Raw genomic sequence first — 13,225 nt, forward strand, 5'->3', positions numbered from 1 at the left:
CTACTTCACCTGCACAAGCGGCTGATCGAGCCGAATCGGCGCTTCCTTCTTACCACTGATCTTTTCGCGCATAACCTTCTGATGCAACATCATGATGCCATCGATGAGCGCCTCGGGGCGGGGTGGGCAGCCGGCGACGTAGACATCCACCGGCACCACCTCATCAACCCCCTGCACAATCGCATAGTTATTGAAAATACCGCCGCAAGCAGCGCAATCACCCATTGCGATCACCCACTTTGGCTCAGGCATCTGATCGTAGAGGCGACGCACGACCGGAGCCATCTTGCGCGACACTCGTCCGGCCACAATCATCAGATCGGCCTGGCGAGGCGAAGCGCGGTTCAACTCCATGCCAAACCGCGACAGATCGTAATTACTGGCCTGCGCTCCCATCATTTCGATTGCGCAACATGCCAGACCAAAGAGCAACGGCCACATCGCATTGGTGCGTCCCCAATTCACCACCGTCTCAAGGGTGGTGGTGACAATACCGAGATTACCGGCCTTCTCTTCTATTCCCATCGCAGCGCACCTTTCTTCCATTCATACACAAAGCCGACGAGCAGCACCAGGAAGAAGACACCCATCACCGCGAGGCCGGCAGGGCCGAGCTGGCGAAAGACCAGCGCAAAGGGGTAGAAAAAGACGACTTCAATGTCGAAGACGATAAACAGCATTGCAACGACGTAGAACTTCACCGGTATACGGCGGATCGCCTGCCCGACCGGATCCATACCCGACTCGTAAGGCGCCAGTTTGCGTGGCGTGCTGCGGCGCGGGCCAAGCAAGGCCGAGAGGGTGATGACGAAGACGGCGATGAAAACTGCTATAAGAAAGAGGATTAGCACCGGAATGTATGCGTCGAGCATAGGCGGCCTCACAGCATGCTATCGCGGTACCCGCTCATGCGGGCAGAGGTGTCAAAGGAATTATACCTGTCTTCAGACTTGTGTCAATCAGCACGATCTAAGGGAAATATCATTGCAATCTATAGAGACAGAGCTGTGCAATGACGCAGCCTCGCTGACTGACCGGCAATATTTGTGATAGAGGCAACGATTTTTCATACTTTGCCCATCAATTTCGTGCAGGAGATGAGCAGATGTTGGGCAATCCTCCTGAACTATCCGACTCAAACGCAAGTAGTCAAAGCGGCAATTGTCGGCTATAATACAGGCCGCAATCTATTGTAAGGTGTGTAAGGAGTCACGACTATGACACCGACCCCAGCGGGCGATGCCATTCAAATTGTAAACGGGCGCTTGCACGTACCAGACCATCCGGTTATTCCCTTCGTCGAAGGCGATGGCACTGGCCGCGACATCTGGCGCGCCAGCGTGCGCGTCTTCGATGCCGCAGTTGCGCTGGCCTACGGCGGCAAGCGAAAGATCGAGTGGCTCGAGGTGTTGGCTGGCGAAAAGGCCTTCCAGCAGACCGGCAACTGGTTGCCGGATGAAACTATCGAGATCTTCCAGAAGTATCTGGTTGGGATCAAAGGGCCACTTACCACGCCGGTCGGCGGTGGTATTCGTTCGCTAAACGTTGCCCTGCGCAAGCACCTCGACCTCTACGTCTGCCAGCGCCCGGTGCGTCACTTTGCCGGCGTTCCTTCACCGGTCAAGCATCCGGAAAAGGTCGATATGGTGATCTTCCGCGAGAATACGGAAGATGTCTACACGGGGATCGAATACCGTGGCGGCAGCGCGGAAGCAGCCAGGATCATCGAGTTTTTGCAACGCGAATTCCCCAAAGACTTTGAGAAGATCCGCTTCGGCACTCCGGAAAAGACCGATGAGTTCCGGCGCATGATCGGCGAAATGCCGGAAGGCAAGATCGAAGTTGGGATTGGCATCAAACCGATCAGCCGGATCGGTACTGAGCGGATTATGGCCGCAGCCATCCAGTACGCGATTAACTATAAGCGCAAGAGCATCACGCTGATGCATAAGGGGAACATTCAGAAGTTTACCGAGGGCGCATTCCGCGACTGGGCTTACGAATATGCCGAACGCGCGTTTGGCGATTACGTCTACACCTGGGCGCAATGGGAACGCACCAAAGCGGCGCGCGGCGAAGCGGCGGCCAACGCCGAACAGCGCGAGGCGCTGGCCAGCGGCAAGATTTTGGTGAAAGACACTATTGCCGACATTATTTTCCAGCAGGTACTGACGCGGCCTGACGAATTTGACGTGATTGTCGCGCCGAATCTCAACGGTGACTACCTCTCTGATGCGCTGGCCGCGCAAGTGGGTGGCATCGGTATTGCCCCCGGTGGCAATATCAACTACGTGACCGGTCACGCTATTTTTGAAGCGACCCATGGCACTGCGCCGAAGTATGCCGACCTCGACAAGGTGAATCCTGGTTCGGTCATCCTGTCAGGCGAGATGATGCTGCGCTACATGGGCTGGACGGAAGCTGCCGATCTGATCATCGCTGGCCTCGAGCGCACTATCGCCGATAAAACAGTGACGTATGACTTTGCCCGCCTGATGGAGGGCGCGCGCGAGGTGAAGACCTCGGAGTTTGCCAGCCTGATTATCGCCAATATGGAGAAGATCGCTGCCGGCGATGTGCCCCACCTGGCCGAAACCTTCGGCCCAGAGATCTTGCGGCGGGCTGACGGCAAGGTCTATCCGCACAACAGTGTCGGCGCGGTGATGACCCGCGCAGTCGTGGCCGTCCCGGCTGAGGCTTCGCTGCGCGAGACAGCTATCTATATGCGCGGTCGCAATATTCACTCGGTGATCGTCAAGCCTGATGCCAGCGGCGAGTGGGGTATCATGACGATGCGTGATGTGCTGAAGAAGGTGGTGCGCGAAGGTCGAGCGGTTGATGGCTTGACGGTAGGTGACCTGACGACGCGACCGCTGTTGAGCGTCAGTCCAGAGACATCGATTGCCGAATGCGCAGCATTGATGGTTGAGCGCAATATCCGACGCCTCGCCGTAGTAGAAAACGGCGAACCGATTGGGATTATCTCTGAAACTGACATCTTCAGCCACGTAGCTGAGTAAGTGCGCTGAAACGGCAAAGGTCATGTCTGGCGGGGAAGGCAACTCTCATTATTGCCTTCCCCGCCAGTTCATATGCCGCTCAGATGAACTGCATTAGAACCGCAGCCAGATGACAGTTACACATCAGCGAATGCAGCGCCAATGGCGGCAATCCCTTGCTCAATCCGCTCACTGCTTTGAAAACTGAAAGCAAGGCGGATCGCATCATCACCATGGCCTGGTTCGGCAAAGCAGGCGGTACCCGGCAGGAACTCGGCGCCACGGGCGCGAGCCGCATTGAGTAGGGTTCCGGCGCTCACCCCTTCTGGAAGCCTTACCCAGATGAAGAAACCTCCCGCCGGCATCACGAAACGCGCCTCGGCAGGGAAGTGGCGCCGAATAGCAGCGGCCATCACTTCGCACTTAGTCGCGTAGTGGCGGCGCAGCGCAGCAATGTGTTGTTCGAGCCGACCATCGGCGCTATAACGGGCAACAACCCGAGTGATGAAGGGGCCGGTCGTGCCTTCAGCCTTCACCATAAGCAGACGATCGATGATTTCGCGGCGGGCATGCACCCAGCCGATCCGCAAACCGGGGGCAAGGATCTTCGAGTACGTACCGACCCGGATTACCCAGCCTTCCTGATCGAGCGCGGCCAGTGAGGGGAGTGATTCGCCCGTGAAGCGTAGATCGAGATAGGCGTCGTCTTCCACAACCGGCGCCCCATATTCGGCAGCGAGCGCCACCAGTTGCCGACGACGCTCAAGCGTCAATGTTACACCAGTAGGATTGTGAAACGTGGGAATAGTGTAAATAAACTTTGGCCGCCGACCTTCAGCGGCCAGCGCGCGCAAGGTATCGGCCAGCGCCGTCACATCCATGCCGTACTCGTCAACCGGGATGGTCACCAGCCGAGCGCCGCTTTGGACGAAACGCCGCACCGCGCCGAGAAAGCTCGGCCCTTCGATAATCACCGTATCACCCGGATCAACGAAGATTTCCGGTAAGAGGGCAAGGATCTGGCCCGATCCGTACCCAACCAGCACCTGCTCAGGTTGAGCATCAACACCTTCGGCGCGCAGACGAGCGACAATTTGATCGGTCAAGCCGGGATACGACATGGCATAGTTAAGCGAGTCGGCAGCTTCGTAGGCCAGCACCTCGGCAGCGGCAGCCATCAGCTCGGCGCGAGGAAAGAGCGCCGGATCGGCGAGGCCGTAAGCCAGGCTGATCAGTGGGCGGGCCGGTTCGCCGGCGGCGCCAAAGAGCGGTGGAGTCACTTCGCGCACGCGCGCGGCAAACAGGGTTTCGAGGGTTGCAGTCATGCAGTCATACTCCTTAACATCAAAGATGCAACGGTGCGACGAGCTTTATATGGCGCACACGCGCCAGGGACTACCAGTGTAACTGGCACTAATACCCGGCTTGTTTGTCAACCACATTGATCATTGGTTCGTGGTTGAGAAATGCGCGCAAATTGGTGGCGAACATATCGAGCGTGCGCGAACGGATAAACGGCGAACTCCAGGAGATATGGGGCGTGACGAAGACATTGGGCAATTCCCAGAGCGGGCTATCAGGCGGCAACGGCTCGTGGGCAAAGACATCGAGACCGGCGCCAGCGATCCGATGCGCGCGAAGAGCTTCGATCAACGCATCTTCATCAACAATTTCGCCCCGAGCGATATTAATCAAGTAGGCCTCCGGCTTCATCAGCGCCAGTTCCGCTCTGCCAAACATGCCCCGCGTAAGCGGCGTAAGTGGCGCTGCAATGACCACAAAATCGGCCTGCGGAAGGAGCGACCTCCATTCCCCCTCACCAACCACCTGCTCGACCCCGGAAACCGGACGCGGATTGCGGCGCGAACCCCACACGCGCATGCCAAAAGCGCTGGCCCGCGCGGCGATAGCCTGCCCGATCTGGCCAAGGCCGATGATCAGCATAGTTGATCCGGCCAGCTCGCGCAACTGTAAATCTGGCTCGCGCCACTGATGCGCAGCCTGCATCCGGTGCAGGCGAGCGGCTTGCTTGACGTGACTGAGCGCGAACAGCATAACAAATTCGCTGATCGGAATGGCATGGACGCCGGCGGAATTGGTCACGATGATGTCACGCGCCACCACTTCAGGAATCAATGAGCCATCAACACCGGCACGGGGAATGTGGATCCAGCGCAATGCCGGCATTTGCCGCACCAGGCGAGCGAGCTGTTCAGCGGTAAAAAACCAGCGCAAGAGCACTTCGGCATCATCAATCGGCGCTTCCGGTTCGCCATTTTGATCGTACCAGACGAGAGTCGCCTGCGGCGCAACGGCATTGATGCGCGGTATGAGTTCGTCGCGTAGCAGACCGGGCAACACGAGCTTCATGAAAACTCCTTCAACCTGAAAGCTGTTGTGGATCCGAAATGTATTGTACCCAAGGTGTAGAATTACTTGATCGGTCAAGAGAATGGTTTTCGGCGCAGGCGCCGATGAGATGAATGGCAGACGAAACGTAGTGATAACTGGCAAACCAGGCCCTGGGAGCACTGCCAGAGCTAGAATGACAAGGGTACAACTTGCACAGAATCCAGAATCCGCCTATAGTGGTAGCATTCGCCGGGTAGCGAGTATCTCCCGGCTTGTGTTATGTTATTGCGTGAACAAATCAATTTAAGGAGCATATTGCAATGGCAGCGGGAACCACGTCAGATCTGCGCAATGGAATTGTCATTCGCTACAACAACGACCTTTACCAGGTGGTTGAATTTCAGCACGTTGCGCCGGGTAACTGGCGGGCATTCGTGCGCATGAAGCTGAAGAGCCTGACAACCGGTAAGGTGATTGAAGATCGGGTGCGGGCCGGAGCAGAAATCGACATTGTCCGCATCGAGCGCCGTCCGATGCAGTATCTCTACCGCGAGGGTGACAGCTTCATCTTTATGGATAACGATACCTTCGATCAGATTCCGGTTTCGGCGGAACTGGTGGGTGATGCGGTGCGGTTTATGAAAGAGAATGAGACGGTTGATCTGGTGTACGACGCGGAAAAAGATGTGATTATCGGCGTCGAGCTGCCCATCTTCGTTAATCTGAAGGTAGTCGAGACGACGATTGCCGTGCGAGGCGATACCGCTACCAATGTGACCAAACCGGCTACGCTGGAGACGGGGGCAGTGATTGAAGTGCCAGCGTTTATCAACGAAGGGGATGTATTGAAGATCGATACCCGCACCGGTGAGTATATTACCCGGGTGTGAAGTGGGTGAAATGGGGAGCGATCTGATACCGGTTACAGCCATTGGCAAGACGGTTAACCACTCCTCATCATACAACCGAGCGCGGTGGCGATGACCACCGCGCTCGGTGCGCTCAATTAGCGATTAGAAGTCGTCATCGGGCATCGGCGGCGTGTTGTTGTTCTTCTTGGGTTCAGGCGCTTCGACGATCAACGCCTCAGTGGTCAGGACCATACCGGCAACGCTGATCGCATTTTCAAGCGCAGTGCGCACCACTTTGGCCGGATCGATAATGCCAGCTTCCATCAGATCGACATAGGCGCCGGTCATCACGTCGTAGCCAAAGTGATTGTTGTTGCGCTTGCGCTGCTCGTTGCGCACATTCTCGACCACGACCGAGCCATCTTCGCCAGCATTGGCAGCGAGCTGGCGCAGCGGCTCTTCGAGCGCGCGACGCAGCATATTGAGCGCCATGCGCTCCTCTTCAAACTGGGTAGTCACATTGTCAAGCGCCGGGATTGCGTTAAGCAACGCAACGCCACCACCAGGGACGATACCCTCTTCCACCGCAGCGCGAGTCGCGTTGAGCGCGTCTTCCACGCGAGCCTTGCGCTCCTTCATCGCCGGCTCGGTCGGCGCGCCAACCTTGATGACTGCCACGCCACCGGACAGCTTCGCCACACGCTCTTGCAGCTTCTCGCGGTCGTAATCCGAGGTCGTGGTCTCGATCTGCTGCTTGAGCTGGGCGATGCGGGCCTGGATAGCCTGCTTGTCACCGTGACCTTCGACGATAACTGTGTTGTCCTTGTCGGCCTTCACGCGGCGGGCGCGGCCAAGGTCTTGCAGCGTCGCGCTTTCGAGCTTGCGACCGATCTCCTCAGAGATGACCGTACCACCGGTGAGGATGGCAATGTCTTGCAGCATCGCTTTGCGGCGGTCACCGAAGCCAGGCGCTTTCACTGCCAGCGCGTTGAGTGTCCCACGCAGCTTGTTGACGACCAGGGTCGCCAGCGCTTCACCATCTACATCTTCGGCAATCACGAGCAGGTCTTTCTTGCCGCTGCTGAGCACCGCCTCTAAGATGGGTAGCAGATCTTTGATCGAGCTGATCTTCTTGTCGGTAATCAGGATGTATGGCTCATCAAGCACTGCTTCCATCCGCGCCGAGTCGGTGATGAAGTAGGGCGAGATGTAGCCACGGTCGAACTGCATACCTTCGACCAGCTCGTGCTCGAGATGAGTGCTCTTGCCCTCTTCGACCGTTACGACACCATCACGGCCAATCTTGTCCATGACGGTTGCCAGCAGCTCACCAACTTCGGCATCCTGAGCCGAAATGGTGGCGACGTTGCGGATCTCGTCACGGGTCTTCAGCGTAATCGCCTGCTCCTTGATCCGGGCAACCAGCGCCTGACCACCCTTGTCGAGACCGCGCTTGAGCAGCATCGGGTTAGCGCCAGCGGCAACCAGCTTCAAACCTTCGTTGATGATCGCCTGAGCCAGTACCGTCGCTGTCGTGGTACCGTCACCGGCAACATCGTTCGTCTTGACAGCAGCCTGCTTGAGTAGTTGTACACCGAGGTTAGCAAAGGGGTCTTTGAGTTCAATCTCTTTGGCGACGCTCACGCCGTCGTGGGTAACCGTCGGGGCACCCCACTTCTTATCGAGCGCAACGTTGCGGCCACGGGGGCCGAGAGTTGTCTTGACGGCAAGAGCAAGTGTATCGATACCGTGTTTCAGCGCAGTACGGGCTTGCTGATCGAAGATCAGTTGCTTCGCCATATCGCTTACTCCTCAATGATACCCAGAATATCCTTCTCTTGCAGGATTAGATACTCTTCCTCATCAATCTTGAACTCAGTGCCGGCGTATTTGGCATAGAGCACGTGTTGACCGACTTTTACATTCATCGGAATGATCTTGCCATCATCAGCACGCCGACCTGGTCCTACCGCGATCACCTCGCCCTCCATGGGTCGCTCTTTGCTTGCGGTGTCGGGCAGAATAATGCCGCCTTTAGTCTTCTCTTCCCGCGGCTTTGGTTTGACAACAACGCGGTCGTGCAACGGTTTTACTTGCACAGGTAACCTCCTCTTCGCTCAAGGGGCGTCGTTTCAGCGACGCCCCCTATGCCATTCAACTGACGGCCTGACCGGCGTTGCCCGGCGTGGCCATGGGCTGGCGTTGCCGGTTAAGCAGAGCGAAAGCCAGACCGATCAGCGCGAGGATCAGGCCGATCCAGAAGGTTTGCGGTTGTGGCAAGGCAATCCCGAAGTAGCGATCCAGCGTGTAGGCGCCGGGTTCCCACAGCCCCATTACAGCGGCCAGCACGATCAGCACGAGCGAGTACTCGCTGCCGCCATTGCTGATCCACAGGCCACGCGACCAGTGGACAAGCGCAATCGCCGCAACCATCACTGCGATGATCGCTAGCGGGCCAATCGGATGGAAGAGGCCGAGGGCGAAGAGTAAACCGCCGCCAAATTCAGCCAGACCGGCCATGAAGGCCCAGAAGCGTGGCGCGCGCAGGCCCATACCTGCCAGCCAGTCAGCAGTCGCGCGCAGACCGTGACCGCCAAACCAGCCGAAGAGCTTCTGAGCGCCATGCCCCATCATGAGCAACCCGATAACCACTTGCAGGATCAGCAGGCCAAGATCGATCGTCATGGCGTACCACCTCCTTGATCGTCAACGCACATCAGCACGATGCGGCAGCGTCGCGCTGGTGTAGCGATTGATGTCTCAAACAGGCGTACACCTGTGTAGATAAAAAATTGATGTTAGATGGGCATCAGCGCAATGTTAGCAATATGTTAGAAGATGAAAGAGTTTGCGGCGCGATCTGTCTTCTGGTAAAACCGGGTAGTTCTGAAGCTCTTCCTGGCGTGCCTGCCGGCGAGCGTGGTGAAGGCAAGGGAATCCAGAAGGCACCACGTTCCAGATTACCGGCGCTATACCGACGATCCGGCGAGCGCGCGGCTACGGCGTGTTGCCCGGAGCCTGACGCGGCGGGATCGACTGTGGGCCGAGCTGGAGATCGCATAAGAATGGCGGCTGGTTATTGCCACTGTGATAGGGGTAGATCTGATCGCCGACGCGCAGCAGGATGCGCAAACCATCGATCAAGACCTGAATGTAGACCATTCCGGGGCGAGGGCAGCCGAGCGCGCCATCAGGCCAGGTCACTGCTTCAACCGAAGCGACTTCGATGGCGGCGAGATCAACCCCTAACCGTTGAGCTAAATCTTGCTTAGCCGCATCGATTTGCCGTTGCACAAAACCATCAAACGGAGGCGTGAGCGGTTGCGCATCAGGGCCAGGGGCAGGCATAACAGGCATAGGCGTCTCCTTGACAGGCGTAGTTACAGGCATTGCGACTGGGGACTGCGTTGACGGCGGGGGCGATGTTGGCGGCAATGTTGTCGTCGGCGCAGGAGGTGTCGGCGCAGGCGAAGGTGACGGCTGTGCGGTGGGTGTTGATACCGCGACCGGCGTACCCACCGGGTTGCGAGTAGCTGCGGGTGGTTGAGTCGCAATTGATGGATCGGATGCTGACGTTGGTTGAGATGAGATTGAGTCGGTGGCGCTCCCACAGGCAGAGAGGATATATGTTGCGATAAGGGCCAACAATATGAGGGCACGCATAGGAATTCCTTCGGGATGGAGAGTTAACCAGACGTTTGATCAAACAGACGGGTTAAGAGGGAAAATGGTTCCAAAGTGGTTGCGCAGGACAATGCCAGAGTCCGGTATCTGTTTTTATGTCAAATTATGACAGAAAGGAGCTGGACGCGGTTTCAGTCGCAGCAGACCCGTTATATAGTGGAACGAGTTGGCCTCTGCGCCACGTAGATCAGCGCAAGGCTGTAGAGTTATAGAGATGGCGATCAGTCTGGAACTTCGAAACAATAAATACCAAACGCGGCCAGCCGCAATTCTTCGCCCATGCCACGCCGTTCGCGGCTGAGCGGCGCAAGCCCGAGCAGATCGGCGCCAAGTGGTTGGGTGGCGAGAAACCGGCATGGCAGAGCGCCAAGATTGACCACACCAACGAGACTGCGTCCGTCGAGGACGCGACGAATCGCCAGCACATCACTCGCCGGAGTGATTGGCTGGCACTCAATCGAACCGTAGCGCAACACCGGTTCGCGCCGCCAAAGCATCAACAAACGCGGCAGGATTACCGGATCGGCAATCTCTTGACCATTCCAGATTGCCGGAGTAAGACCGCTAAAGATCATCACGGCCCAAAGCGCCTGAGCGAGACGCGAGCCACGCAATCCATCGGCCAATGGATTGCAGTCAGCGGTATCGTGCGCTTCAAGGAACGCAATGCGATAGCCGGATGGGTAGAGCGCGGCATAATCGGCCTGATAGGCATCCCATTCAACCGGCGTAATGCGGCGCATGGCCAGATGGATCAGCATGTGATGACTGGGATAGTCAAACCAACCGCCGGCAAACTGAGCCGAATTCGGCCCGGAGAGAGTAGATAGCAAGGTTAACTGTGGACGAGCCGATTGCACTTCGCGGAGAGCCTGCACTATGAGCGCTGTGCCAGCGCTAGCCCGCAACGATGGCCGGCGAAGCCAGGCTGTCGCGGCATGGTATGGCGACACGACACGCAGACCGTCAAGCGCAAATCGATCGACTTGATCGATGACCCACTGCTGCCAGTACAACCGCCAATCGCTGCGCGTCCAGTCAAGATGGTAGCCACCGGGAGGCAGCGCTACCCCGGGGTGACGCGCGGCTGCCGGCGCATCAGCAGGTATACCAATCACAAAAGCGCCAGCGTCATCGCGCGCGAACCATTCAGGATGTTCGTTGAGATAGCGTGAGTCAGAGACGCACCCCTGCATCGCGACATCGAGCAGCACGCGCATACCATGTGTATGGGCAGTATCGATCAGATGGCTGATAGTCGCCGCATCACCACAGGCTGGATCGATCCGTTCCAAATCACCGATTAAGTGGGGCCGATCACCAACGGTATGCCAGGGCAAGAGACAAAGGGTATCGACACCAAGCGCAGTCAGTTCCGCTAACCGGGCACACAACCCGTCAGCACCCTGATGCTGACGTAGATCGGCGATATAGATCACGGCGTCGCGTAACCAGGCCGCTGGTGGTTGCGGTAGTAGGGTCAATGCGCGATAAATCGCCAGCGCTGACGGCCAGGTCTGGCTCGTCAAGGCGAGTCGTTGCGTTCCTACAGCGATTCGCTGTTCGGCTCGCAGCCAACTGACGACTGCTACCTCGTGAGCCAGCGATACCGCATTGTGCTGACCCTGCACGTAGGGCAATGCCGCTTCCTCATCGCCGGTATACCAGCAAAGCAGCGTCAATGGCAGCGCATTATCAACTAACGCCATCAATCCTGGCCCCTGGGTTGGCGCCGGTTCGAAGGCGCTGCCGCCACGCAAACCCGGCGCAAAGAAGCGGCGTGGCAAGACGTTGCGATCTTGCGTGGCAGCAATGGCGAGCGCTACCCGCGGTCGCACGCTATTACCTGGGGCCTCAAAACGACAACGTTCTGGATCGCCAACCAGAGCGTGCGGCACAATCAGTCGCACGCCGCACAGCCGGAGATCCTGATCACTCACATTCTCGATCTCGACCCAGCGTTCGATAGTATCATCAGCGATACGATAGTGATCGAACAATTTGAGTGGACCGAGACCGATGATAATTGTCATTACTAACCGATCCTCACCGGCGTTGATCCGATGCCAGAGATAACGGGCAAAGGTCTGTGTCGTAATCCACCTTGTCGGACCGCCTAAAGCGACATCGATACCGGCGGTCATTGGCCCAAAACCGAGTACATTCAGGGTATCGGGGCGCTGAAGATGGATTAATGCGCCACTATCGGTTGACCAGGCAAGCGTGTATCGTTCGGTGCGTAGAATGATGCGATCAGGCTGTTCGGAGAGTTCGTAGCTCATGCAGCAACCAGTACTGCCAACGTCGAGATAGACAGAAGGTATCATACCCGATATACCGGTTTTTTGCTGCGCTGGCCGTCACAGACATTGCCTGAGCTGACAAGCAGGGAGGCAATAGCAGCAAAAAACAGCTATTGGGCGCTCAACCTCAACTTAAGCGGGTTTACGCAACAAAAATCACCGGGTATAGCGCATCACGACGATTGCCTTGCAGACGCTGCAAGCTGCGCAGTAGCAGCCTGGACAGCAAACGCCAGAATTTCCGACCAATCCCACCCCTTCCAGAGACCGTAGACAACCCCGGCGCGAAAGACATCACCGGCGCCGGTAGTATCAGTTACTGCCTGCGCTGGCGGCATACATTCGTGCCACGTGTTGTTAACCAGAACGCGAGCCGGTCGCGAACTATCGGTAAGGAAGACAGGCGCGCCCCGCGCGCCCTGCAATGTGCGGGCGCGAGCAAGCGGGTCAGAACCGAGTAGTGCGGCTGACGTGACAATCACATCGGCAGCCTGCGCCAGCGGTTCAGCAGGATCGCTTACATCACCGGCGACGACCAGCCGATTTAATTGACGAGCGGCCAGGGCAACCTCGGCGGTGTGCAACCCATAGCGACTCACACTAACGATTGAGCTGGCGGCAAGCGCCGCCTGCGACGGTGGTGAAGCGGCAGTTCCCTCCCGGAGCGCAATGATCGCGCGCTCGCCATCAGGCGTGATCAAAATATGACAAACCGGGGTTACCACCGCCGGATCGCGTTCGATATGAGCGGCCAGATCGAGCGCATGTAATGCTGTCGCAACCAGATCACCCGCCGGATCAAAACCCAGGCGGTCGCCGTAGAGCTGTGGCCGCGCCTGCCATGCTGCCAGAGCACGGGCTTCGTTGAAAGCATTACCACCAGCCTGCCAGATACTTTTGAGCGCATGGACGCCACTGCCAGGCAGCGGCCAGCCTGGCAGCCAGATATGCAGATCGGCGCAGATCGAGCCGTAGCAGAGAATAGACCCTGATGATTCCATTGAAGTCGCGCGGAATGTCGATAAATGCAGCCTGA

At 57.6% G+C, this 13,225-nt stretch carries 11 protein-coding genes and 2 pseudogenes; 3 read left to right on the plus strand and 10 right to left on the minus strand.

Annotated elements, in window-relative coordinates; translation table 11 throughout:
- Together Q0650_RS13790 and Q0650_RS13795 are read right to left on the minus strand one after the other, a co-directional pair.
- Nucleotides 1-525, minus strand: coding sequence for an NADH-quinone oxidoreductase subunit B (locus Q0650_RS13790; protein ID WP_298819922.1), 525 nt, complete (start codon nt 523-525; stop codon nt 1-3).
- The gene (locus tag Q0650_RS13795; RefSeq protein ID WP_298819927.1) at nt 516-872 is read right to left on the minus strand and encodes an NADH-quinone oxidoreductase subunit A; all 357 of its coding nucleotides are present in this window, start codon (nt 870-872) and stop codon (nt 516-518) included. The genes Q0650_RS13790 and Q0650_RS13795 overlap by 10 nt, the downstream gene beginning before the upstream one ends.
- Nucleotides 873-1,217: 345 nt before the next feature.
- Between Q0650_RS13795 and icd the strand changes: the two are divergent.
- Together icd and Q0650_RS18860 are read left to right on the plus strand one after the other, a co-directional pair.
- Nucleotides 1,218-2,555, plus strand: a pseudogene (icd, locus tag Q0650_RS13800) (NADP-dependent isocitrate dehydrogenase); the annotation flags it as partial.
- Between the two features lie 108 nt (nt 2,556-2,663).
- A complete protein-coding gene (locus Q0650_RS18860; protein ID WP_367280821.1) occupies nt 2,664-3,020 on the plus strand; it encodes a cyclic nucleotide-binding/CBS domain-containing protein in 357 nt (118 codons plus the stop codon).
- A 116-nt stretch (nt 3,021-3,136) separates the two neighbouring features.
- Here the strand turns inward: Q0650_RS18860 and Q0650_RS13805 are convergent, their stop codons facing one another.
- Complete coding sequence (locus tag Q0650_RS13805; protein WP_298819931.1) at nt 3,137-4,324, minus strand: PLP-dependent aminotransferase family protein; 1,188 nt, start codon at nt 4,322-4,324, stop codon at nt 3,137-3,139.
- An 88-nt stretch (nt 4,325-4,412) separates the two neighbouring features.
- Nucleotides 4,413-5,369, minus strand: a complete 957-nt coding sequence (locus tag Q0650_RS13810) for a D-2-hydroxyacid dehydrogenase (RefSeq protein ID WP_298819933.1) — start codon at nt 5,367-5,369, stop codon at nt 4,413-4,415.
- A gap of 302 nt (nt 5,370-5,671) precedes the next feature.
- On the opposite strand from Q0650_RS13810, the gene efp reads away from it, so the two are divergent.
- Nucleotides 5,672-6,241, plus strand: coding sequence for an elongation factor P (efp, locus tag Q0650_RS13815; protein WP_298819935.1), 570 nt, complete (start codon nt 5,672-5,674; stop codon nt 6,239-6,241).
- Between the two features lie 123 nt (nt 6,242-6,364).
- Here efp and groL read toward each other — a convergent pair whose 3' ends face one another.
- The 6 genes and pseudogenes from groL to Q0650_RS13845 all read right to left on the minus strand — a co-directional run bounded on the left by groL (nt 6,365) and on the right by Q0650_RS13845 (nt 13,190).
- Entirely contained in the window at nt 6,365-8,002 is a 1,638-nt protein-coding gene (groL, locus tag Q0650_RS13820; RefSeq protein WP_298819937.1) for a chaperonin GroEL, read from the minus strand.
- A 5-nt stretch (nt 8,003-8,007) separates the two neighbouring features.
- Nucleotides 8,008-8,301, minus strand: a complete 294-nt coding sequence (gene groES / locus Q0650_RS13825) for a co-chaperone GroES (RefSeq protein ID WP_298819938.1) — start codon at nt 8,299-8,301, stop codon at nt 8,008-8,010.
- A gap of 202 nt (nt 8,302-8,503) precedes the next feature.
- A pseudogene (locus Q0650_RS13830) lies at nt 8,504-8,887 on the minus strand (DoxX family protein); the annotation flags it as partial.
- Between the two features lie 312 nt (nt 8,888-9,199).
- Entirely contained in the window at nt 9,200-9,559 is a 360-nt protein-coding gene (locus tag Q0650_RS13835) for a hypothetical protein (RefSeq protein WP_298819941.1), read from the minus strand.
- A 548-nt stretch (nt 9,560-10,107) separates the two neighbouring features.
- Nucleotides 10,108-12,168, minus strand: a complete 2,061-nt coding sequence (locus tag Q0650_RS13840; RefSeq protein ID WP_298819943.1) for an alpha-amylase family glycosyl hydrolase — start codon at nt 12,166-12,168, stop codon at nt 10,108-10,110.
- Nucleotides 12,169-12,362: 194 nt separating this feature from the next.
- A complete protein-coding gene (locus Q0650_RS13845) occupies nt 12,363-13,190 on the minus strand; it encodes a carbohydrate kinase family protein (protein WP_298819944.1) in 828 nt (275 codons plus the stop codon).
- Nucleotides 13,191-13,225 lie beyond the last annotated feature (35 nt).

The sequence above is a fragment of the uncultured Chloroflexus sp. genome (assembly GCF_937129525.1).
In the GTDB taxonomy this organism is placed as follows: domain Bacteria; phylum Chloroflexota; class Chloroflexia; order Chloroflexales; family Chloroflexaceae; genus Chloroflexus.